We start from the raw sequence: 21,668 nt of genomic DNA, 5'->3' as shown, positions 1-21,668 counted from the left end.
ACGGCTTGTCTTCGACTTCGACGTACACACCGCAAACGACACCCTTTCGTGACACGGAGAAACCCATGGCATTCGCGATCAACGGCAAGTTCACCTCGCAGCCCATAACGGGCGTTCAACGGGTCGCGTATGAACTCACGCGAGCCATGCAGATGCGCGAAGAACCCGGCAATGAACTGGAGATCTTCGTGCCGCAGAATGCGCGCGAACCCGGCGCATCGCTCAAGCGGCAGCGGCGCTTTCCGTGGCTGCGCGGCACGTTGTGGGAACAGATCACGCTGCCATTAGCGGCGCGAGGGCGCACGCTCGTCAATCTGTGCAACACCAATCCGATCCTTAAACGCAGGCAGGTCGTGATGGTGCACGACATGGCTGTCTACGACGTGCCGAATGGCTTCTCGAAGAAGTTTCTGCTGTGGTACCGGTTGTGCTTTTCGATTCTGCCAAAGATGGAGCCACTGGTGCTGACGGTGGCGGCGTTTTCGAAGCGGCGCATCAGCCATCACCTGAAGATCGACGAATCGCGCATTGCCGTGATCCAGCCCGGTGCGGATCATCTCGACCGGGTTGTGCCAGACGCCAGAGTGCTCGAACGCCTGCAGTTACAGGACGACACGTACTGCGTGATTGTCGGCAGCCTCGATCCGCGCAAGAACCTGCAGCGCGTCATGGAAGCCATTTCGGGCTTAGGGCATATGCGCGATGTGAGGTTCGTGATAGTTGGCAGAAAGAACTCGCGGATCTTCGCGAATGAAGGCATGGAGGCCATGTCGCGCTCGAAGCAGGTGATATGGGCAGGCTTCGTGTCGGACGGCGAGTTAAAGGCGCTTTATCAGCATGCGGGCTGTCTGGTGTTTCCGTCGCTGTATGAAGGCTTCGGATTGCCGCCGCTCGAGGCGATGTATTGCGGATGTCCGGTGATCGCATCGTCGCGCACGTCGATTCCCGAAGCATGCGGAGACGCTGCCATGTATTGCGATGCCGCGTCACCCGAAGATATTGCGGAAAAGATCTCGCTGATGATGAGTGACGGCGCCTTGCGCCAACGGTACAGGACCAAAGGCATGACGCACGCGCGTGAATATCGCTGGGATCGCTCGGCAAAGAGATTGCTGGACGTGTTGCATGGCAAGGAAGGCGAGCCGCTCTCCGAACTGGCCGCGCGCGTGCCGGCAGGCTGAGAGCGGGCGAATAGCGAATGGATCGAATGACGTACAGGCCATCTCGACGACGTGTGCTAGCTACTTTCGCGGCGCTTGCCTGCGCGGGCCTGCGTCCATTTCAAGGGTACGCAGCGACTGACGCGGTTGGCAAACGCGCGCCCCGCAGGATGATTGACATGATCGGAACGAATGGATGGCCAGGCACGGCAGCCGACATCGAGATGTGGCACAGGATGGGCATCAGCTGGGGCCGAGGTTCAGTCGGACCCGGACAGCCCGACGCGCCAACACAACCGATGCGCGTCGACAGGACCGGCAACGCTTTCGACAGCGATCTGCCTTCGATCATCCTGCGCAACAACCAGAACGGTATCCGGTCCTTGCTGTTTCTCGGCTATACGCCGAAGTGGAACGCGAGTCTTGCCGGCGACAGCAAATCCGCACCCGCCGATGTCAGTGCATGGGAACGGTATGTGGATGCAGTGGTTAAAAAGTACTCGGCGCCGCCGTATAACGTGCGCCATTTCCAGATCTGGAATGAAGCGGCTGGGCGGCTTTCGGGTGGATTGCCGCAAGCCACGTTCTGGCATGGACCGAACTTCAGCAAGGACGAACATCAGTCGGGACCCTATGAGCGCGCCATGCAGGACTACGTGGAGCGCATCCACATTCCTGCGGCACGTATCGTGCGACGCTATGGCGCGTACGTCGTTTATGGCGGCTGGCCCGATCAGGGCGGACTCGACACGCTCGACAGGTGGCTCGATTACCGAAGCCCGCGTCTGAACGAACGGATGGCCGATTGGGTCGATTACCTCGATACGCATTATCTGCCAGTCGCCGATCTCGATGGCCTGTATGAGCGCTACGTCAAACAGGGACCGGCGCGCGGCGTGTGGCAAACGGAGATCGGCGACCGCTACATGCTTGATGCGCATTACCTGCCGCGCTATTTCTTCGAATTCGCTGTGTGGGCGCTCGATCGCAATTGGGACGATCCCGACAAGTATGTGTCGATGGTCTATCACTGGGACGGTTATGAACCTTTCCGGCTTACGCATCGCGGCCCACCTGCACGCACTTACAACGTATCGGGACAAAGCCTGATCGTGTTGAACCAGACCGTTCCGGGCGCGCTTGCCGCCTTGCCGAAACCGGTGCGCTTCGGCCCGGACGTGACGGGCGCCGGTTTGCTGTCGGACAACGACATCGTGCTTCAGGTCAGTGCACCGCCGGGTTGGCGCACGGTCGAGGCCGAAGGAATCGCTGCACCGGCCGGCGGAGCACAAGTGTCGTTTATCGACGCACTGACAGGCACTGCTGCACCGAAACAGGACGTCGCATCGAGTACGAATGGCGACGTCACGACCATACGGTTTCGCGTGCCGGACAAAGTCAACGGCACAGACAGGAAGCAGCCGAAACATCTCGCGTATCTCGTCGTGCGCGCGAACCGGGAGAAGCCGGCTTGAGAAACATGCGTTCCTGTCGGCTGCACTGATCCCACTCATTGCTTCGAGGCTCTATGAAACAGATTGCCATCGTCATTTGCAACTACAACTACGAACGCTTCATCACCGAAGCGATCGATTCGGCCTTGGCGCAGGATTATCCGGGAACACGCGTGATCGTGATCGACGATGGCTCGACGGACGGATCGCGGGCTTTGATCGAGCAATACGGCACGCGCATTTCCACGGTATTCAAGCAGAACGGCGGACAGGTGTCCGCCTACAACCTTGGCGTTGAAATAGCCGATACCGACTATGTACTCTTTCTCGATTCCGACGACGTGCTATATCCCACTGCGGTATCGGAAGTGATGCATGCGTTCGAGCAGGAAAACAATCTCGCGAAAGTGCAGTTTCGGCTCGACGTGATCGACGAAGCCGGCAAGCAGACGGGCGCGTATGTGCCGCACACCAAACCACCTGCCGATTGCGGCCGCCTGCTCAAGGAAGGCTGGCTCTATCCATCGCCGCCTGCGTCGGGCAACGCGTACAGCGTGAGTGCGCTGAAGGCAGTGTTCCCCGTGCCGGAAGGCGGCATCAACCGGTATGGCGCCGACTTCTACGCTATTTACGGCGCTGCGCTGATGGGTGAGGTGGCCACGATAGCGCGTTCGCTCGGCGCGTATCGCGTTCATCACACCACGGCGCCGAGCGTGTCGTTTGCGAATTCCGAGCAGATCAAGAAAGCGCCGAAGGCTTTCAGGGAGCGCTGGGTCACGTTGCGCGACATTGCGAAGAAGCGCCTGAATCTGGAGTTGCCGCCTGCGTTCTACGACTTTGCGCATGAAAAGGCGTATTTCGGTTCGAGTCTCTATCACGCACCACTGGGCGAGCGCTGGCGCTGGATGTTGAACGACTCTCGCGCTTACCGGCATGCGATCATGGCCAATCCTTTCTGGGGCCCGAAAAAGAAGGTAGGAACGCTGTTTCTGTCGAGCCTCTGTCTGTTGCCTTATTCGCCGCTTTCGGATTTCGTGGTTCGCTACATCACCAACCCGCTCGCGCGGCGCAGTGCGGTAGAGCTATAGGCATGCAGCGCCGTTGAAACAGGAGAGTCTGGAATGGATGGTAAGAAGAGCGCCAACGTCATAGCGTTCGTCTACGGCGGCTATCTGATGAGGTATGTGTACCTCATCATCGTCGTGCCGTTCTATGGACGCGTGCTGGGCGTCGCCGAATACGGGCGGGTTCTCGCGGCGATGTCGCTCATGAATGTGATCTGGATGCTGGCGAGCTACGGGTTCACGTTCGTCGGCATGCGTGAAATCTCGAAAGCGCAGAGCAATCAAGAGTGCAATGCGATCTACTCGCTGCATGTGAGCGCGCGGCTTGCATTGTGCGCGCTGGGCGCGTGCATCGGGGCAGTCGCGACCTTCTGTTCGCCCACCTTGTCGGAGCATCCTTTAATCGGCCTGCTGGCGACCGCGCTCGGCGTCGTGGCGGCACTGAATCTGGGTTGGCTCTATCAGGGACGTCATCACTTCCGCACACCCATCATGATCGAGGTGTTCGGCTTCGCGGTGAGTCTCGCGCTGGTGCTGTGCCTCGTGCGCGGGCCTGCCGATTCAGTCTGGGTGGTCGCCAGTCTGCTGACGGCCGGCGTGCTGTCGCTGACGGTCTCGTACGGACTCGCGACGTGGCAGCTTGGGCGGCCCCGTCTTTCGTTCGACGGCATCGTGTCGCTGGTAAAGGGATCGACGATGCTGTTCTGCTATTCGTCGGGTTCCGTCGTGCTCACCGCTTCATCCACGTATCTGCTGACATTGCTGTCGACGCCCCAGCAAGTCGGCTATTTCGGCGCCGCCGAGCGCTTTGCGACCATCGGCCTGAGTCTGATGGGACCGGCATCGCAAGTCTTCATTCCGACCATCTCGCGCCAGCTCGCACAAGGCGACAAGGCGGGCGCGCATGCCACTACGCGCCGCGGCGCGACGCTGATGCTGGGCTATGGCCTGCTGGTGTTTTGCGGCGCATTGACGTTGTCGCCCATTGTGCTGCCGCTGATTCTCGGCGAAGCATTCACGCCAAGCGGACATGTATTGCAGAGCTTTGCCTGGATGTTTCCTTTTGCGGCATTCAACGAATTTGCTGCGTTCTATGTGTTCGTGCCGCGCAAGAAAGACCGTCTGCTGGCAATAGCAGGTGCGGCGTCTGGCATCACGAACCTGATCGCAGCGCTTTATCTTGCGCCCCGATACGGCGCAGAAGGCATGGCGTTCGCGCGCGTGATCGGCGAGTTGTCGTTGTCGTTGATGTTGCTGAGCATCATGATCCGGCTCGAACTGATTACGCTCGTGCCGGGCGCGGGACGTGCCATCGCGATGGCGCGTGTCGCATGGGGTGCAAGAAGTCAGGCCGGTGCAGGCAAGGACGATTGAACGATACCTTGCTGTCATACGTAGTACACGGGCGGTTCGATTATTTGGTCGGGTGAAAAGAGCTACGACAAGCACACGGAGGTTCGCGGTGAAAGTTGCTATTGTTCACGACTGGTTAGTGGTATCGGGCGGCGCAGAAAAAGTGCTGCAGAACATCATTGAATGCTTCCCGAATGCGGACCTGTTCTCATTGGTCGATTTCATGGAAGACCGGGCCTGCATCAAGGGCAAGCCGGTTCACACATCGTTCATTCAGCGCTTGCCGTTCGCGCGCAAACGCTATCGGGCCTATTTGCCCTTGATGCCGATTGCCATCGAGCAGCTCGATCTGTCCGCATATGATCTCGTCATTTCGAGTTCTCATGCCGTTGCGAAAGGCGTGCTGACGGGACCGAACCAGATGCACATCAGCTATGTGCACTCGCCGATCCGCTATGCGTGGGATCTTCAGCATCAGTACCTGCGCGAGTCGCATCTGACGGCGGGTGTGAAATCGGCGATGGCGCGCGTGCTGCTGCACTATATCCGTGGCTGGGATTCGCGTTCTGCCAATGGCGTCGATCATCTGCTCGCCAACTCGAAGTTCATTGCGCGCCGGATCAGGAAGGCATATCAGCGCGATGCGACGGTGATCTATCCGCCCGTCGATCTCAGTCATATGCCGATCCGCGAGAGCAAGGAAGACTTCTATGTCACGGCATCGCGCATGGTGCCGTACAAGCGCATCGATCTGATCGTCAAGGCGTTTTCGGAAACACCGGAGCGCAAGCTGGTCGTGATCGGCGACGGGCCGGATATGAAAAAGGTCAAGGCAGCTGCCGGTGACAACGTGACGATTCTCGGCCATCAGCCGTTCGACGTGCTGCTGGATCATCTGCAGCGTGCCCGCGCTTTTGTGTTTGCAGCAGAAGAAGATTTCGGCATTTCCGTGGTCGAAGCGCAAGCCTGTGGAACGCCAGTGGTTGCGTTCGGCAGAGGCGGTGCGCTGGAGTCGGTGCTTGGCTTGCCGCGCGAGCGGCCTACGGGTGTGTTCTTTCAGGAGCAGACATCGGAGTCGCTGCTCGAAGCGGTAGACCGGTTCGAGAAATACGCGGGCCTGTTCGACGCGCGCCAGTGCCGCAGGAACGCGGAACGGTTTTCTTCGGAGCGCTTCAAGGCCGCATTGATGGCGTTCGTTGAAGACCGCATGCCGGACAGTTTCACTGATCCCACTGTGCCGTTCGTGATGGAAAACAGGCCGTCAGTGACGAAGGAAGAGCGCGAGCATCATCTGGTAGTCTGAACTGTCTGCGCCGCCTGTCATCCATGCTCTCGCGAGCGCGCGTGTGACAGCGCGCAAACGAGTGCGGGAGTGTTCTCCCGCAGCGTCGCGGAGTTCTCCTTGATGAGATCCTGAAACGGCGCTGTATGACCATAGGCCAGCGTCGTAACGGCCAGCAGGCAGAGCGTGGACCAGACCGGCTGCAACGGCCGGAATTCTACGCGCAGCGCGGCGCGCAGAAACGCGGCGGCAGCGATCGCACCGATAACCCAACCCACCACGACTTCAGATAGCGAGTGCGAATGACCGTGCACGCGCGAAGCGCCCGTTAGCGCGCCCAGCAGCAACCCGGCAACAATGCCGGGAACAGCAGGCAGCCGCCACCACTTCAATTGCAGGCTGAGCGCAACCGCCCATACGGCGGTGGAAAGCATTGTGTGGCCGCTGATCACGCGAAAGTGCGCAATCGGCAACGACAGGCCCCACGCGTAATAAGCGATCTTGCTCAGGCCGACGGGCAGCATGCCGCATCCCAATGTGACGGCCCAGCGCCCGGCGAGACGTAGATCGGTCCTGGCAATCCACAGCGCACATACCAATGCCACAGGCAGCGTAACGGCGGCATCGCCCACGTTGGAAAGGACAGTCCACATATCGGGCTACCCCTGCTTCATGAGCCGTGAATGCTGCGCCCGGTTGCAGCCGGGAAGGCTGGCTCGCGACGCCGATACGGCGGTTGCGGTTCCGGAACACGTGCTCTGTATTGAGGTTGGGCCACGCGCACGGGTCGCGACGAGAGCAATAGTGAAATCACCAGAGAAAGGACCAGTACATTCGACGGTGCAACAAGCCGATGTTCTGTCGCCGCCATGACGAGCAGGCACACGGAGGAGAGTTCGACGAAGCGGAACCCGGCGAAATTCCTGCCGTGCTCCATCAGTGCACCGCGCGCCGCACCGTCCTGAGCCCATTTGACCAGCTTCCAGTAGAAAGCCAGCATCAGCCCGAGTCCAACGATGCCCATTTCCGCGAGAAAGTTCAGATAGGAGTTGTGTGCATGCGAGTCGCTATGTTCGACGATGATGTCCGATGGCACGCCTAGTACGCCGAAATACGACACGACACTACGTATCTGGTCATCGAACGAACCGAAGCCCATGCCGACAATCGGGCTCTGACGGAAGTACGCGAGTGCTCTTGGCCATAGCCATTCATAGCGGATGTCGAGATTGGCCAACTTGGCATCCTGATTCTGAATAGAGAAGGTGTAGCCCATATAGTCGACGTTCGCGCGCGTGTGATACATCGCCATCGCGAGAGATGCGACCACCAGGCACGAAATCAGCGACGCAAGAAGCAGACGTTTGCGCCCGAAGTACAGATACGGCAACACGGCGAGTGCGCCGAGCAGCGAGCCGCGGCTGTACGTCGAAAACAGCATCAGGAAATTGAGCGCGACGAGCGCGAGCAGGATCCGGCTGCGCTGTTGCAGATAACACGCTACGCCAAGGCAGAACAGCATGGCGAGAAAGCCACCCGCTGCGTTGCGTGCAATGAAAAAGCTGCCGAAGGTGTCGTCCGGATGCTTGAAGATGCTGAGCAAACCGTTCTGTGCGAGATACAACGCATAAGGCGGAATGTTGATCACCACCGCGAATACGAAGAATGCGCGCAAGAGCTTGTTCATATCCCAGCGATGCGCGTACAGACAGCCCGCAAAAACAGGCGCATAGGCAATGAAAAAGTTGCCATCGCGACGATAGAAATCGAATTGCGTCAGCGAATGCGGATCGTAAAGCAAGGTGGAGATCAGCGCGAATAGCGTAAGCGCTGTCAATGGCACCATGAATGACGGGTAGCTTCTGCCGAAAAAGCGCCAGGCGCAAAAGATAATCGGCAAAAATCCCACTGCGCTAACCGGTATCAGGTTAGTGACCGTCAGGAATAGCGCCAATATCGATATGTAAGCCATAGGACTCTCGTAATGAATAGCGTGAGATTCGCCGATGGAGTGGGCGCAAATCAGGAACAGAAAACGTGCGGATACGGCACTGCACGTTAGCGATGGATGGTGCGGTCTGCCCGGCGATGACGCGGACATCTGCGGGTGCTATTCAGGTCGAGCTTCTTAGGAGAAGCAAAGAAAAGCACCAGTCAGCAATCACTGCTATTTGCAACCTAACACGATTAGCCCTTGTTTTCCACGCTCAAAACAAATTGAAAAACTTCGATCCTGCAATTGGTGATCATCAGGAGAAAGGCTCAGCGTGACAGGCCATAACATCAACCGTTCGCGCCAGAGATGCTGTAGCGCAGCGTAACGTGTCTATCATCGAATCACAGATCGAATCGAGTACACGAGTCCTCGTTGTTTGAATGCCTCACAACGGGAACGTCGATCTTTCCTTCATCTTGCAAGGTTGCGCGAGCACGACGCGATCGGGACGTTCGTCATCAAACGTCTTTCATTCGCGGCCGGTGCGTTCTGCGGCCATCATCATCCCGCGTCGTTACCCGAAGATTCGCGCGCAAGGTGTGTAGTCAAACAAGGCGGTTGCCATGTCCGATGAAGGTTACTCTTGAATGTCGCCCAGATAGTAACGGGCAGACGCAGGTGATCAGGACGCGACTTCAATACCAGGGAGATTGAAGTGAACAAGCGAACCACTCTTGCCGGGCAAGAAAACGTAGCTGTCGCCGATGCGACAGTCGATAGTGGGCGGATCGTGCAGGTCATTCTCGCTGGCGGATCAGGCACGCGGCTCTGGCCAGTGTCACGCGAGCAATACCCGAAACAGCTTATCGATGTGGTCGGCGATCAGTCGCTGCTGCAGGCCACGATGAAGCGCATGGAAGGCTTCACCACCACATGGGACGTCGCGGCTGAGCCGGTGATCGTGTGCGGTGCCGAGCATTACTATGCGACCTCCGAGCAGGCGCGCGATTGCGGTGTGAAACCGTGTGTCGTCGTCGAACCCGCACGGCGCGATACCGCGCCTGCTTTAACGCTTGCTGCGCTGGCTGCGCGCGTCGATGGCGATGATCCCATTCTGGTTGCCATGCCGGCGGATCATGCAATCGCAGATGTACCCGCGTTGCATCGGGCGATCGAACTTGCAGCGGTGCATGCACAGGCTGGCGAAATCGCCACGCTAGGCGTGCCGCCGACGCACGCCGATACCGGCTTCGGTTATATCCGTCTCGGTGCGCAACTGGCCGATGGCGCGCATCAGATCGATCGCTTCGTCGAGAAGCCCGCTGCCGAACTGGCCGCGCAGTATGTCGCGTCGGGTGGTTACTGGTGGAATAGCGGCATGTTCGTGGTCCGCTCATCGGTGTGGCTTGCCGCGCTCAAGGTGTTCCAGCCGGATATGCACGCAGCGTGCATGCAGGCCTTCACCACTGCAAAGCGCGACGACGGCCATATCGCACCGGGCGCCGAGGCATTCGCGCAGTCTCCTTCCGATTCGATCGACTACGCAGTGATGGAGCAACTCGGCAAGGTCGACTCGCCATTCACGGGCGTGGTCGTGCCGCTCGAAGCGGGCTGGTCCGATCTGGGATCGTGGGACGCCGTGTGGCAGGCGATGGAGAAAGACGAGTTCGGCAATGTGGCGAACGGTCGTGTGCTGATGGAAGGCGCGACGAGTACCTATGCGCGCTCGCAGGGCGGCAGGCTGGTCGCATGTGTCGGCACCAGCGATATCGTCGTGGTCGAAACAGACGATGCCGTGCTTGTCGCCGATCGCTCGCATGTGCAGGACGTCAAAGGTCTCGTGTCGCGTATCCGTGAGACGAAGTCGCCGGAAGCGGACAACCATCGCAAGGTGCGGCGCCCCTGGGGCTTCTACGATTCCATCGATCATGGCGAACGCTTTCAGGTGAAGCGCATTGTCGTGAGTCCGGGTGGACGGCTGTCGTTGCAGATGCATCATCATCGCGCGGAGCACTGGATCGTCGTTTGCGGAACTGCACTCGTCACGCGTGGCGAGGATCAATTCCTGCTCACTGAGAACCAGTCGACTTACATTCCGATCGGCGTGCAGCATCGTCTCGAGAATCCGGGTCATGTGCCGCTGCAGATCATCGAGGTTCAATCAGGTGCGTATCTGGGAGAAGACGACATCGTCCGTTTCGATGACAAGTACGGTCGCTGCAATTGAGCGTCCGCCGCGACACGTATATAGATTGTGCAGTTAAGGGGGTGTTGTGATGCGTGCATTGACAGGTCTGCTGGCGCGGCTATTCGACGTCGCCCTGATCGTGGCGGGCGCGCTCGTGGCGTCGCAGATCCGCTTCGACGACGTTTCGCAGCGCGGCTTCTATCTGGCGTTTGTCGCGTTCGCAGCGGCTTTTTCGCTGGCGATCTTTCCCGCGCTCGGTGTCTATGCATCGTGGCGTGGGCGTTCGAAAAGACTGCTGACCGGCCAGGTCGCGCTGGGCTGGCTGATCGTGCAGGGCTGCGCAATGGCGTTGATGTTCTCGCTGCACCGGATCGATTTCGTGTCGCGTCTCTGGTTCGTGTACTGGACGGCGATCTCGGGCAGCGCGTTGATCGTGAGCCGTCTCGTGATTCATAGCGTGATTGGAAGTGCGCGCCATGCCGGAATGGATTTGCAGCCCGTCGCGATAGCGGCGTGTGGAGACCACTGCAACGACATCATCCACAAGATGGACGATGCGCCCGCGTCCGGGTTTCGGCCCTGGGCAATCTACAACCTGCAACGCGACGCGAAAGCGGCCACGCGCGTGCCGACCTTCAATGAGCAGAAGGCTTTCGCGCGCTATGTGCGGGAGCAGAACATCGGCGAAGTCTGGCTTGCGTTGCCATTGACGGAAGAGCGCGCGATTCTCAGGCTCGTCGACGAGTTTCGCAATGACCTGATCAACATTCGCTTTATGCCGGACGTGCGCGCGCTCGCCTTGTTCGAAGGCAGCGTGACGAACCTGCTCGATCAGCCGACCATCAATCTCGCCGCATCGCCGCTGCCGCCGAATGCAATGGTCAAGAAAGATCTGTTCGACCGGCTGTTCGCGTTGTGTGCATTGCTCGCCATTTCGCCCATTCTTCTGGCGTGCGCGATCGCCGTGAAGCTGAGTTCGCGCGGACCGGTGTTCTTCAAACAGCAGCGCAAGGGCGCAGACGGTCGTGTCTTCACGATCTACAAGTTCCGCACCATGCGCATGCATCAGCAGAAGGCGGGCGTGCTCGAACAGGCGAAGCGTGGTGATCCGCGTATCACACGTGTCGGCGGCTTTCTGCGGCGCACGAGTCTCGATGAGCTGCCGCAGTTTTTCAACGTGCTGTGCGGCGATATGTCGGTAGTCGGGCCGCGCCCGCATGCACTGGAACACGACGACCAGTATCAGCACGTCGTGTCGGGCTATATCCATCGTTACCGGATCAAGCCGGGCATTACCGGCTGGGCGCAGATCAACGGTTATCGCGGCGAAACCGACCGCATCGAAAAGATGGAAGGCCGTGTCGAACACGACCTGTATTACCTGCGCAACTGGTCATTCGCTTTGGATCTGCGGATCATTCTCGCGACCGTCTTCAAAGGCATTGCCCATCAGAACGCGTATTGAGCGTAGCTGGGCAAGTGGCTTCATCGTGGTGTCGAGATTCCGTATTTCCATTCCCTGCAAGCAGGAACAGCTCAGCGTGTCGTCTGGGCAGGTGTGCTTTACATGACTCATGCAATCACGTTCGAAAAGTCTTCTGCTCGCGAGCAAGTCGCGCGGCCGCAAGACGAGGATCGGACCACGGTCCAGCAGGAGCGCATCGTGAGCGAGCAGCTCTGGTGCGTTCATATCGAAGGGCTGGAGGACTTCGTCGCCGCCATGTCGCGCGAAGCGGCCGAGCGAGAGGCTTCGGCCATCAACGCGTATCTGGCGTGTGTGAAGGAAAGGCAGGGCGCGCCGGGCGGCATCGTGCGCGCAACGGCCATCGTCTGGCCCTTCACGCCAGCGGGACACGCCCGCTCGCTCGAGACCGACTGGCACGATCTGCAGCGCATGCCGCATCGTCAGGCGCCTGAGGACGCGGGCCGGCGCGACGGCGCGATGTCGCGTCTATTGCAGCGGCTCAGTTCGTTCGTCAGCCGCTCGCGCAGCAAGCGCTAATACACCCATCCACACGCATCGCTTCACAGCAAGAGCTGCAACCAAAAAGATGCCACGTAACGGCACATTACTCACATTACACAGGTGGAGATCGATATGTCGTATGGCATCGTTGCACGAATAGTTTCAGTGGGCGCCATTCTCATGCTGGCAAGTTGCGGTGGCGGAGGCGGTGGTGGATCGGGCGCGTCACCCGGCTCGGCGAGTGCGAATTCAAGCCAGCCGACGCTCGCCAATGCGACCGCGCTCAACGACGGCGCCAAGGTCGGCGACGATAACTGGCCCGCTGGTTCGACGCAATCGGGCGGCACCGGTCAGGCAGTGAGCGGCCTGAATTGCGCGACGCGCGGCAACGTCTACACGTACTCGCATCTGTCGATCTTTCTGAATGGCAGGGCGCTCGCACTGCCGTCCGACATCGGCACCGTCGCGCCGACGATGGCCGCGCAAACGGGCTGCGCCTACCCCGTCCACACCGATGACGAATCGGGCAAGATCCGCATGGACGCAACGTCGAACGCGTCCTATACGCTAGGCCAGTTTTTCGCGGTGTGGGGACAGCCGCTCAGCACCACCAACGTCGCGGGACTGACGGGCATGCCCATCACGATCTACGTGAACAACGGTGGCCAGCTGACGAAGTACACGGGCGATCCTGCCAGCCTCGTGCTGCCTGCACATGGCGAAGTGTCGATCCAGATCGGCACGCCGCTCGGGCAGATTCCCACGTTCAGCTGGACTGATCCGCCGTCGTTCGACCCGAACCAGACCGTGCTCGCCTATGGCGGCACGGTCGGCACCGGGCACTGGCAGAACGGCAATACGTCGACGGGCGGCACGGGCGCTGACGTGGATGGTTTGATCTGTGCGTCGGGCATGAGCGAGCTGTATCACGTGCATGCGCATCTGGCCATTGTCAGCGACGGCCAATGGCTTGCGTTACCGGCCAACGTCGGCATTCTCTCGCAGTGCAACTACGAGATGCACACGCACGATTCGACGGGGATCATTCACATCGAAACACCGAACGTGAAGACCTTCACGCTTGGCCAGTTCTTCGACATCTGGGGACAAACGCTGTCGAGCACCAACGTGGCGGGCGTGCAAGGGAACGTGGTTGCGTACATCAACGACAATGGCGACGTGCGGCGTTATGACGGCGATCTGCGCAGCATCGAGCTGATCTCGCATCGGGACATCACGCTGGAGGTCGGCAAGCAGATGCCGACGCTGCCCACGTACTCGTGGTACGAGCCGCAGTAAAGCCTAACGTTGCGTGTCCGAGTGTGGAATCTGCTCGGCGGATTGCGAGGCGCTGGCTCGCCGGCGCTTCGCCGCACGCTGTTTCCGCACGCCGGGATCGAGCAGCGCGGACGAGAAAAAGCAGCCCATCACGGCAGACAGAATGATGAAGATCGACGTCGCGTCGACCAGCAGGCCGCTGTAGCGGAACAGCAGCAAACAGCTTGCGAGCAGCAGCAGATTGAGCACGATGCCAAGCACCGCCGATGCTTTTGGCACTGTGCGCACGAAAGCGGCGAGGCGCGATTCGGTATTCGGCAGATACCAGATGAGCAGCAGACCGAACGCGAGCACGAAGATCGTCTCGGCCCATTTGAGCCACACGGGCCGGCGCAGGAAGTGCCCGTCGAAAATCGTCTCGATGATCTGCGCCTGAATCTCGATACCCGGCACCAGTTCGCCTAGCGCGGTGGTACGCATGTCGGTGAGTCCCGTCGCCGTGAGGCCGAGCAGCACCAGCTTGTTATGAAAGCGTTCGGGATCGACCTTGCCTTGCAGCACGTCGCGCGCTGACACGTATCGATGCTGCGTCTCCCGCATCGATGCGAAATGCAGCCAGATGTCGCCGTCTGGCTGCGTGGGCACCTGCACGTCCGCGACGCCGACGGATTGCACGCCCGAGGTATCGGCATAGACATCGACAGCCGCCGACCCGGTGACGACGCGCAGCATCTCGATCGGCATGCCCGGCACCAGCTTGTCGCCAAGACCGAGGATCAGCGGTATGCGCCGCACTGTGCCCTGTTCGAGCGCGACGTTCAGCATCGCCTGTCCGTGTGCCGCCGCCTGCAATTCGGGCAGGCTCGCAAGCACATAGCTATAGCGCTTCACGCGGTTGAGGGGATCTTCGCCGTGCACGAGAATCGGCGCGCTGCGCATGTCGGTGCTGGTGTCGTAGGCGACGTGATCGACGGCGGCGGCGCCGAGTATCGACGGCGACGCGCGCAATGCATTCGCCAGAATGGTCTCGTGGCGCGGCAGCGCGCGCAGCCCGGCGGCCAGCGTGACAGCGGAAGCGGGCAGGTTGTCGGCGACCTTGTCGGGCGAGGTCTGGTCGGCCTCCGGCATATAGAGGTCGAGGCCGATGGCGAGCGGCTTCTGCGCAGCGATTGCATCGACGAGGCCCGCTAGCCGGTTGCGCGGCCATGGCCATTGCCCGAGTTCGGCGAGCGTCCTGTCGTCGATGGCGACGATGGTCACGGGCTGCGAAGCCGGCATGCGTGGAAAGCGGCGCTGATAGTGATCGAACAGCAACTGGCGCGCGGTGCCGAAAGAATCCGGCAGCACATCGTCGAGTCTGTCAAGCAATGGCGGGCGCGGAATGTTGCCGGGCCATTCGCTGCACAGGTTCAGCAGGCTGAGCGCGAGCAGCACGGCGAGCGCAATCGGGCGGCCCTGACCGGCTTTTCTCAGCCATGTGAGGAACGTCAGCCATGAAGCATCGCGCAAGCGTTTCATGTCGGTCGCGGCAGATTGATGCCCCGTCACAGTTGCCGTGACGGATCACCCGGATCACTGGATTGTAATAACGACGCGCCGGTTCATCTGGTTAGGGACGCCGTCCGCGGTGTGCACGAGCGGTTCGCGCTTGCCGCGCGCTGCCGTTTCAATCTCCTTCGCTGGAATGCCCGCCTTGATCAGGAAGCGCGCGACCGTCTGCGCGCGCTGCATCGACAGCTTGTCGTCATATTCCTGCGAACCGGCGAGATCCGTATGGCCGACTACCGTGAGATGCGGCGCGGGCCACGTGGCGAGTGCAGCTTTCAGTTGCTGGACAGTCGCGTTGGATTGCGGTGCGAGTTCCGTCGCCGAGTCGAATACGAAGTTGATCGTGTAGGTGGCCGGACGCGGCGGCTGTGCGGCGAGCACGTCGCCGTAACGCGTGGCGACGTTGGCCTGATTGCTGGCCGTCTGTTCGATTGTGCCGCTTTTTGCGACTTCGGCTGTGGTGTAAGCCTTGTCGATGACTTGCGTTTTTCCGCCGCTATGCACGATCACCGCGCCAACCGATCCGTCCGGATCGGGCAGCAGCGTGATCTTGTCAGGCGTTGAACTGCAGCCGGCCATGAACGCGAGCGCCGCACCGAGCGCGCACCCGATCACGCTTCGACGTTGTGCCGCGGCCATCAACGCGCACTCTCCCCGTCGCCGACCTCGATGATGAATTCGGTGCCGCGCACGCCGAGCGTCGTGGTCGGCGTGTTGAAACGCACGGCTTCGGGATGGGCCTTCGCCAGCTTGCCGTCGACGACGCCGAGCGACCCGCGCCGGATCGTCGCGTCGAGCGAGCCATCGTGCGTGGTGGTGTTGAAAGCGAACTGTTTGAGTTCGAGAACGGAGTTGGAGCCTTCGGACAGCAGCGTATTGTCACGCAACGTAATGCCGACGGAAGACGCGGGCCCCGTCACGATGCGGTCGCTGTTGAAGACTTCGCTGCCGATGGCGGCGTCGACATTCTGCGTGCCGCGTTCGATATGCACGGACCCTTTGACCGTCTTGACGACGCCGATCGCGTCCGCTGCGCATGCATCGATGGCAGGTGGACAGCCGCAGGCGAACATCAGTGCATGAATGATGACTTGCTTGCGCATGGTTAGCGATGGTGACGGCGGTTGACAGGCACATGCCTGAGAAAACGTCACGCCGCAGAAACGGGCGCGGTTTTCGTGGTGAACCGCGAGAGCATAGTGTGCCACGCGCGACGGCTCCGTGCGGTGCCGCGCATTTCATGTCGCGCATGAGGTATTTTGCGTGACCGTTGTGTGACGCTCGCGTGACCACCCATGACGCTCGCCCGACAATGCGCTTACGCGTCGGCGTGCGTCTTTTTCATATCGCGCAGGCTCGCGACGGACGCACTGAGCATCTGGGGAATATCCTCGCGCAGAAACTCGATGAAGGTCTTGATCTTCGCGTCGATATACCGGCGCGACGTATAGAGTGCGTAAGCCGTGAGTGGCTGCAGATGATATTGCGGCAACACGCGTGTCAGCGATCCGTCGCGCAGCGCGAGCACGGCCGTCGACATCGGCACCGCGCCGATTCCAATGCCTTCCTTGAGCGCCACAGCAAGGCCATCGGCGGAATTGATGCGGAACCCGCCGCCGTGCAGATGCACAGTCTCCGTTCCATCCGGCCCTTCGAGCAGCCAGCGGTCGGTGGGATAGACGGACGATACGAACTGGAAGCACGCATGCCGCGACAGTTCCTCGACGTCGCGCGGCACGCCGTGCTCGCGCAGATACGAGGGCGCCGCGCACAGCACGCTATGCACGGTGCCGAGCTGTTGCGCGACGAGACTCGAATCGGGCAATTCATCGACGCTCAACTGCACGCTGACGTCGTACCCTTCGTCGATCAGATCGGGCACGTGCTGCGACAGTGTCAGTTCGATCGAGACATCCGGATAGCGGCGACGGTAGCGCACGATGGCAGGCGTGACATACGTCTGGCCGAAGGTCGACGTTGCATGCACACGTAACTGGCCGGTGGGACGGACCTGGGAATCGGCGGCCTCGGCTTCCGCCTGATCGACGAATGCGAGGATCTGTTCGCAACGCTGCAGATAGCGATGTCCTGCTTCCGTCAGAACCACCCGACGCGTACTGCGGTTCAACAGGCGCGTGCGCAGATAGGCTTCGAGCGCGGACACCGCGCGCGAGACGGCGGGCACGGTGATGTTCATGCGTTGCGCCGCGCCCGTAAAGCTGCCTTCCTCCGCTACGCGAGCGAAGATACGCATGTTGTTGAGAGTATCCACTGGTCAAACGCTCCGCAGTGCGCGCCGCGCACCTGGTTCAAGCTTGCGTGCTGCAAACCGGCAATCGATGTTGATGAAGCTTCGCAGAATACGCGATCAATCGATTTGCCGCTGATAGAGCGCAAAGAGACCACCGCATACTGCAATGCCGATCAGAAAGTAGAAACCGTCCAGTGCGCTCAGAAAACTGGCCTGCTGCGTCACGGTGCGGCTGATTTCGACGAGCGCAAGACCTCTGGCCTCGCTCGCCGGATGGCCCAGAAGTTCGAAGCCATGCATCAGCGTATCGAAGGTGTTCTGGAAGATCGGGTTGAACGGATTCACGAACTCCGTCAGACGCGTTTCGTGCACGGCTTCGCGATGCTGGTCGAGCATGATCATGGTGGCCGTCGAGAACGAGTAGGTCAACTGCTTGACCATGTTCTTGAAGCGATAGCCGTGATTGAACTCTTCGGCAGAGAAGATGCGGAACGCGAGATTGGCGACAGGCAGGACGATGAACACGAGCAGCAGTCCGCGCAGAAGCAGTGGCGGCAGCAGCCACTGCATGCTGACGTCGGGCGGCATGCTGATCATCCATCCGCCGATCAGCGCAGCGATTAGAAAACCGGGGACGATCAGCCAGCGCTTGTGCCGGATGCGCGGCGACACGCGGAAATAGATCAACGCGAAAGCAAGCGACGCGAACGACGTGAAGCCGACCAGCCGGCCCGCATTTTCGACGGGATAGCGCAAGCCGCCTTCGAGAAAACGCGAGACCAGATAGCTCATCGCATTGCTGATGTAATAGAACAGCACGTAGAGCGCGAGACCCGTCTGGAAGGTGCGTTCGCGCAGCGCGTGAAGCCGCACCAGCGGGCTGGGGTGATGCCATTGATGCCACGCGAACCAGCCGAGCGCCAGCAAGCCTGCCAGCGTCAGCCCGATCAGCAGGGGCGAACTGCCGAACAGTTCGAAGCGGACCTGCTGCATCGCGATTTGCAACGCGCCCTGTGCGAACGCGAACACGATATACGGCCAGAAGTGCCCATCGCTGTTCGATTCGCGCTGCACTTTACCTGTGGATGGCACCACCAACAGCACGACGAGTGCGAGAGCGATGCCCGCGAGCATCGTGCAGGCGAACAGCGCGCGCCAGTCGAACGATGCCAGCAGATAGCCGCCCGCGAGCGGCGCCAGCGCGCTCGCCAGCAAGATCATGCAAAGAAACGCGCGCACCGCGGGCGCGCGGCGCTGAGGCGTAAAACTGGTCTGAATGAGGATGCGGCACGCGCCCATCATCGGGCCGATGAAATAGCCTTGAGCGCCGCGCGCGACAGCCAGTTGAATCGACGATTCGCTGAGCGCTGCCGCCGCCGAGGCCACGGCGAACAGCAACAGGCTCCCGCCGATATAACGCCGGTAACCAAGCCGCTCCACCCACGACTGCTGCCGGAGAATGCCGAGCACCGACGCGACGGCGTAGGCACTCGACGACCACACGAGCTCATCCGTCGACGCATTGATGCCGCCCGCGATGTAGCTGGTGAAGAACGAGAAGATCGTGTTGTCGAAGTACTCGAGGCCGGTGGCGAGCGCAATGACCCACGGGAACAGATCGTCGCGAAGCCGCCCGGCGACCAGCGTTGCAGGTGCGGTGGCGCGAATCGTAGCGACGGAAGATTCTTGGGTGGACATGCGGGACGTGCATCGATCATGCGATCAGGATGCAGTGCATTATACGTCAACGTGAACGTTCGCGTACAGGTTTGCTGGCGCCACGGTTTTCCGTGGTGCGAGCATCAGATGAGTGGAAGCGGTGGGTGAAGCAGTTTGAAAGCGGTGACTGAGAGCGGCGACTCAGCCGCGCAGTACGGCCTCGCCGTGCTCGACATACGCGCGCAGCAGATGGTGCGCGATGGCGAACGGCTTCGGTGCCGACAGATTGTCCGCGTGCGTGCCGGCGAGCATCGCGGCCACTTCGGCGCGCGTGAACCAGCGGGCATCTTCGAGTTCGGTGATGTCGATGACGACGTCCGTGGTGCTGGCGCGCGCAAAGCAGCCGATCATCAGCGACGACGGGAACGGCCACGGTTGCGCCGCGAAATAGACCACTTCCGCGCACTTCACGCGGGCTTCTTCATGCACTTCGCGGCGCACGGCGTCTTCGACCGTTTCGCCGGGTTCGACAAAGCCTGCAAGAGCCGAGTACATGCCCGGCGCAAACTGACGCTGGCGCCCGAGCAGACAGCGCTCGCCGTCGATGGTCAGCATGATGACCACGGGATCGACGCGAGGAAAGTGGCGCGTGCCGCACGCATCGCAGGCACGTTGCCAGCCGGCTGCCGCCGTGCGGGTCGGCGCGCCGCAGTTCGCGCAGAAGCGATGGCGACGATGCCAGTCGAGCATCGATTTGGCCTCGCCGAGCATGCCGAGCTGATCCTGATCGATGAGTCCTTGCAGCGCGATCGAGCGCAGATCGACGCGGTCGTAACGCGTGTCTTGCGAATTGCCTTCAGTGGGCAGCAGGCCGGGCGCGAAGCCGAGCGCGAAACGTCCGCTGCCCGTGCTGTCTTCGCCGAGAAAGACGTTTTGCAGCGGTGGGCCAAAGGCGGTTGCCTCTCCTGCCGCGAACCACGCGTCATGGCGTTCACCGCGTTTGAGCACGGGCACGTCGCCATCGAACACCAGAAAACGCGCGGCAGGATCGTTGCGCAGACGGGCGATGAACGCTTCGTCATCGCGCTTTTCGGAGTGACGGTCGAGCGGATTGAGATTGAAGCCGATGGCAGCGGACGGGACGATCATTGCGTTGGGATCTTGGCTGAGGCGATCCGCAAGTATGGCACGGCGTCCCGCGCGGCGCAGCGTGACCGTAGCGGGAATGCCGCTGGCCGCGCGCGAGTGTGTCAGGGTGCCGCTTTCGCCATCTGATGCGCCGGCGTTTGCGTAATGAAGCGGTTGATCGCGGACGCTAGCGCGTGCGGGTATTGATACATCATCGCGTGGCCCGCTGCGCGCACGACGAGCAGTTGCGCATCGGGCATGGCGTGGGCCAGAGCTTCGGCGTTCTGCTTCGGCAAGATGCTGTCGTTGTCGCCGGACAGGATCAGCGTATCGATATGGAGCTTGTGCAAGGCATCGGCGGCCGCGTTGTCCTGTTCCCAGGCGCGCAGCAAACCCGTCTGGCCTGCCGTCACAGTGGCGGAGATTTTCGGGGATGCGTAGTCGGCGGGCACGAACATGTTCTTGCGGAAGCACGCACCGGCAGCGTTGGCCGCCGAGGGCGGGAATAGCACTTTCATGACGTCGTCGAAGGTCGTGCCGGGCTTGCCGGACAGCGTTGCTTCGACGGCGGGCGCGACAGGCACACCGAAGCGTCCGGGCGCGGGCGCGCTCATCAGCACGATGCGCTGCACGTTTGCGGGATGATCGATGGCGAGTTGCGTCGTGACCGCACCGCCCATCGACCAGCCGAGCACGGTGACATCGTGCAGATGCAGGGTGTCGATCAGCGCGGAGAGATCGCTTGCCATGTCCTGTACGGTGAAGCTCGTTGCCGACGGTTGCGAGCGGCCCACGCCGCGGTTGTCGAAGACGATCACTTCATGATGTTTCGCGAGGTCGGCGAGAAAGGCGGCGTCCCATTCGGACATGGTCGCGCGGAAGCCTGTTTGCAGCACGATGGGGCTGCCGTGGCCGAAGCGGTAATACGCGATGTCGCCTTGCGAGGGATGCGCGATCTGCTCGCGCGCGGCGGGCATGCGGTCTGGGCGGGTCGCTGCGACCTGGCAGGCGGTTTCCGGCGGATAGCTGACCGTTTTTGCCTCGACGGGCCTGTTCGCGACGATGCCCAGCAGCAAGGTGGCGAGCGGGATGGAGGCTTACAGGCGGTTCATGACGGAGATCCTTTCTTGTCTGCCTGACGCTGCGATTTCACAGGAAATGGGAGGTTTCCGTGTGACGATGCGCGATCGGGCGACGGCTGGTCAGGACTGCGGTTTTGCGGGTGAGCCAGTGGTCCATCTGTTCGGCAGCGACGGCGAGCAGTACCGAGATGATCATGACGCTCAGGCCGAGTGAGCAGAAGACAAAGAAGGGCGGGTGGAAGTTCATGGTGGGACCTGGTGTTGGGGGTGGTTTTGCCTGCCCGGCGGGTGGGGTTGGGCCAGTCTCTTATACACAAAA

General features: G+C 60.9%; 19 protein-coding genes. 9 read left to right on the top strand and 10 right to left on the bottom strand.

Going from position 1 to position 21,668, the window contains the following annotated elements; all coding sequences use genetic code 11:
* The first annotated feature begins 65 nt into the window (after window positions 1-65).
* From DK391_RS21205 to DK391_RS21185, 5 genes are all read left to right on the top strand, one after another.
* Window positions 66-1,181: a glycosyltransferase family 1 protein gene (locus DK391_RS21205; RefSeq protein WP_109479948.1), complete on the top strand. Its 1,116-nt coding sequence runs from the start codon at window positions 66-68 to the stop codon at window positions 1,179-1,181.
* Window positions 1,182-1,339: 158 nt separating this feature from the next.
* On the top strand, window positions 1,340-2,635 hold the full coding sequence (locus DK391_RS21200; protein WP_343225439.1) for a hypothetical protein: 1,296 nt from the start codon (window positions 1,340-1,342) through the stop codon (window positions 2,633-2,635).
* Between the two features lie 53 nt (window positions 2,636-2,688).
* A complete protein-coding gene (locus tag DK391_RS21195) occupies window positions 2,689-3,702 on the top strand; it encodes a glycosyltransferase family A protein (protein WP_109479946.1) in 1,014 nt (337 codons plus the stop codon).
* Window positions 3,703-3,735: 33 nt separating this feature from the next.
* Window positions 3,736-5,052 (top strand): oligosaccharide flippase family protein, encoded by a 1,317-nt coding sequence (locus DK391_RS21190; protein WP_109479945.1) that lies wholly within the window; start codon window positions 3,736-3,738, stop codon window positions 5,050-5,052.
* Window positions 5,053-5,140: 88 nt separating this feature from the next.
* Window positions 5,141-6,334, top strand: a complete 1,194-nt coding sequence (locus tag DK391_RS21185) for a glycosyltransferase family 4 protein (protein WP_109479944.1) — start codon at window positions 5,141-5,143, stop codon at window positions 6,332-6,334.
* Between the two features lie 17 nt (window positions 6,335-6,351).
* Here the strand turns inward: DK391_RS21185 and DK391_RS21180 are convergent, their stop codons facing one another.
* Window positions 6,352-6,966 (bottom strand): phosphatase PAP2 family protein, encoded by a 615-nt coding sequence (locus tag DK391_RS21180; protein ID WP_109479943.1) that lies wholly within the window; start codon window positions 6,964-6,966, stop codon window positions 6,352-6,354.
* A 17-nt stretch (window positions 6,967-6,983) separates the two neighbouring features.
* On the bottom strand, window positions 6,984-8,285 hold the full coding sequence (locus DK391_RS21175; protein WP_109479942.1) for an O-antigen ligase family protein: 1,302 nt from the start codon (window positions 8,283-8,285) through the stop codon (window positions 6,984-6,986).
* Window positions 8,286-9,036: 751 nt separating this feature from the next.
* On the opposite strand from DK391_RS21175, the gene DK391_RS21170 reads away from it, so the two are divergent.
* The 4 genes from DK391_RS21170 (at window position 9,037) to DK391_RS21155 (ending at window position 13,702) form a co-directional block, all read left to right on the top strand.
* Window positions 9,037-10,476 (top strand): mannose-1-phosphate guanylyltransferase/mannose-6-phosphate isomerase, encoded by a 1,440-nt coding sequence (locus tag DK391_RS21170; protein WP_239482907.1) that lies wholly within the window; start codon window positions 9,037-9,039, stop codon window positions 10,474-10,476.
* Between the two features lie 49 nt (window positions 10,477-10,525).
* Window positions 10,526-11,902 carry an undecaprenyl-phosphate glucose phosphotransferase gene (locus tag DK391_RS21165; RefSeq protein WP_109479940.1) on the top strand — a complete coding sequence of 459 codons (1,377 nt, stop codon included), beginning with the start codon at window positions 10,526-10,528 and terminating at the stop codon, window positions 11,900-11,902.
* 102 nt (window positions 11,903-12,004) lie between these two features.
* Window positions 12,005-12,439: a hypothetical protein gene (locus DK391_RS21160; protein ID WP_343225438.1), complete on the top strand. Its 435-nt coding sequence runs from the start codon at window positions 12,005-12,007 to the stop codon at window positions 12,437-12,439.
* 96 nt (window positions 12,440-12,535) lie between these two features.
* Complete coding sequence (locus DK391_RS21155; protein ID WP_204117407.1) at window positions 12,536-13,702, top strand: hypothetical protein; 1,167 nt, start codon at window positions 12,536-12,538, stop codon at window positions 13,700-13,702.
* A 3-nt stretch (window positions 13,703-13,705) separates the two neighbouring features.
* Here the strand turns inward: DK391_RS21155 and DK391_RS21150 are convergent, their stop codons facing one another.
* From DK391_RS21150 to DK391_RS44395, 8 genes are all read right to left on the bottom strand, one after another.
* Complete coding sequence (locus tag DK391_RS21150; RefSeq protein ID WP_109479939.1) at window positions 13,706-15,199, bottom strand: CHASE2 domain-containing protein; 1,494 nt, start codon at window positions 15,197-15,199, stop codon at window positions 13,706-13,708.
* Window positions 15,200-15,253: 54 nt separating this feature from the next.
* A complete protein-coding gene (locus tag DK391_RS21145) occupies window positions 15,254-15,868 on the bottom strand; it encodes an OmpA family protein (protein ID WP_239482901.1) in 615 nt (204 codons plus the stop codon).
* On the bottom strand, window positions 15,868-16,332 hold the full coding sequence (locus DK391_RS21140) for a FecR domain-containing protein (protein WP_109479937.1): 465 nt from the start codon (window positions 16,330-16,332) through the stop codon (window positions 15,868-15,870). The genes DK391_RS21145 and DK391_RS21140 overlap by 1 nt, the downstream gene beginning before the upstream one ends.
* Before the next feature lie 215 nt (window positions 16,333-16,547).
* A complete protein-coding gene (locus DK391_RS21135) occupies window positions 16,548-17,501 on the bottom strand; it encodes a LysR family transcriptional regulator (RefSeq protein ID WP_204117406.1) in 954 nt (317 codons plus the stop codon).
* Window positions 17,502-17,597: 96 nt separating this feature from the next.
* Window positions 17,598-19,178, bottom strand: a complete 1,581-nt coding sequence (locus tag DK391_RS21130; RefSeq protein WP_109479935.1) for an MFS transporter — start codon at window positions 19,176-19,178, stop codon at window positions 17,598-17,600.
* Window positions 19,179-19,340: 162 nt separating this feature from the next.
* The gene (gene nudC / locus DK391_RS21125; RefSeq protein ID WP_109479934.1) at window positions 19,341-20,288 is read right to left on the bottom strand and encodes an NAD(+) diphosphatase; all 948 of its coding nucleotides are present in this window, start codon (window positions 20,286-20,288) and stop codon (window positions 19,341-19,343) included.
* Window positions 20,289-20,389: 101 nt separating this feature from the next.
* Window positions 20,390-21,343: an alpha/beta hydrolase gene (locus DK391_RS21120; RefSeq protein WP_239482900.1), complete on the bottom strand. Its 954-nt coding sequence runs from the start codon at window positions 21,341-21,343 to the stop codon at window positions 20,390-20,392.
* 73 nt (window positions 21,344-21,416) lie between these two features.
* Window positions 21,417-21,596: a hypothetical protein gene (locus tag DK391_RS44395; protein WP_162600882.1), complete on the bottom strand. Its 180-nt coding sequence runs from the start codon at window positions 21,594-21,596 to the stop codon at window positions 21,417-21,419.
* Between the last annotated feature and the right edge of the window lie 72 nt (window positions 21,597-21,668).

This window comes from Paraburkholderia sp. C35, from assembly GCF_003121405.1.
Taxonomy (GTDB): domain Bacteria; phylum Pseudomonadota; class Gammaproteobacteria; order Burkholderiales; family Burkholderiaceae; genus Paraburkholderia.
Note: the sequence above shows the minus strand (reverse complement) of the source record. Positions and strands in the feature narration are given on the sequence as shown.

Bases quoted from the DNA above. Each gene is read 5' to 3' on its own strand.
- DK391_RS21175 (WP_109479942.1), bottom strand. From the start codon at position 8,285: ATGGCTTACATATCGATATTGGCGCTATTCCTGACGGTCACTAACCTG.
- DK391_RS21140 (WP_109479937.1), bottom strand. From the start codon at position 16,332: ATGCGCAAGCAAGTCATCATTCATGCACTGATGTTCGCCTGCGGCTGT.
- DK391_RS44395 (WP_162600882.1), bottom strand. From the start codon at position 21,596: ATGAACTTCCACCCGCCCTTCTTTGTCTTCTGCTCACTCGGCCTGAGC.
- DK391_RS21205 (WP_109479948.1), top strand. From the start codon at position 66: ATGGCATTCGCGATCAACGGCAAGTTCACCTCGCAGCCCATAACGGGC.
- DK391_RS21160 (WP_343225438.1), top strand. From the start codon at position 12,005: ATGACTCATGCAATCACGTTCGAAAAGTCTTCTGCTCGCGAGCAAGTC.
- DK391_RS21195 (WP_109479946.1), top strand. From the start codon at position 2,689: ATGAAACAGATTGCCATCGTCATTTGCAACTACAACTACGAACGCTTC.
- DK391_RS21180 (WP_109479943.1), bottom strand. From the start codon at position 6,966: ATGTGGACTGTCCTTTCCAACGTGGGCGATGCCGCCGTTACGCTGCCT.
- DK391_RS21130 (WP_109479935.1), bottom strand. From the start codon at position 19,178: ATGTCCACCCAAGAATCTTCCGTCGCTACGATTCGCGCCACCGCACCT.
- DK391_RS21145 (WP_239482901.1), bottom strand. From the start codon at position 15,868: ATGGCCGCGGCACAACGTCGAAGCGTGATCGGGTGCGCGCTCGGTGCG.
- DK391_RS21165 (WP_109479940.1), top strand. From the start codon at position 10,526: ATGCGTGCATTGACAGGTCTGCTGGCGCGGCTATTCGACGTCGCCCTG.
- DK391_RS21155 (WP_204117407.1), top strand. From the start codon at position 12,536: ATGTCGTATGGCATCGTTGCACGAATAGTTTCAGTGGGCGCCATTCTC.
- DK391_RS21200 (WP_343225439.1), top strand. From the start codon at position 1,340: ATGATCGGAACGAATGGATGGCCAGGCACGGCAGCCGACATCGAGATG.
- nudC (WP_109479934.1), bottom strand. From the start codon at position 20,288: ATGATCGTCCCGTCCGCTGCCATCGGCTTCAATCTCAATCCGCTCGAC.
- DK391_RS21190 (WP_109479945.1), top strand. From the start codon at position 3,736: ATGGATGGTAAGAAGAGCGCCAACGTCATAGCGTTCGTCTACGGCGGC.
- DK391_RS21150 (WP_109479939.1), bottom strand. From the start codon at position 15,199: ATGAAACGCTTGCGCGATGCTTCATGGCTGACGTTCCTCACATGGCTG.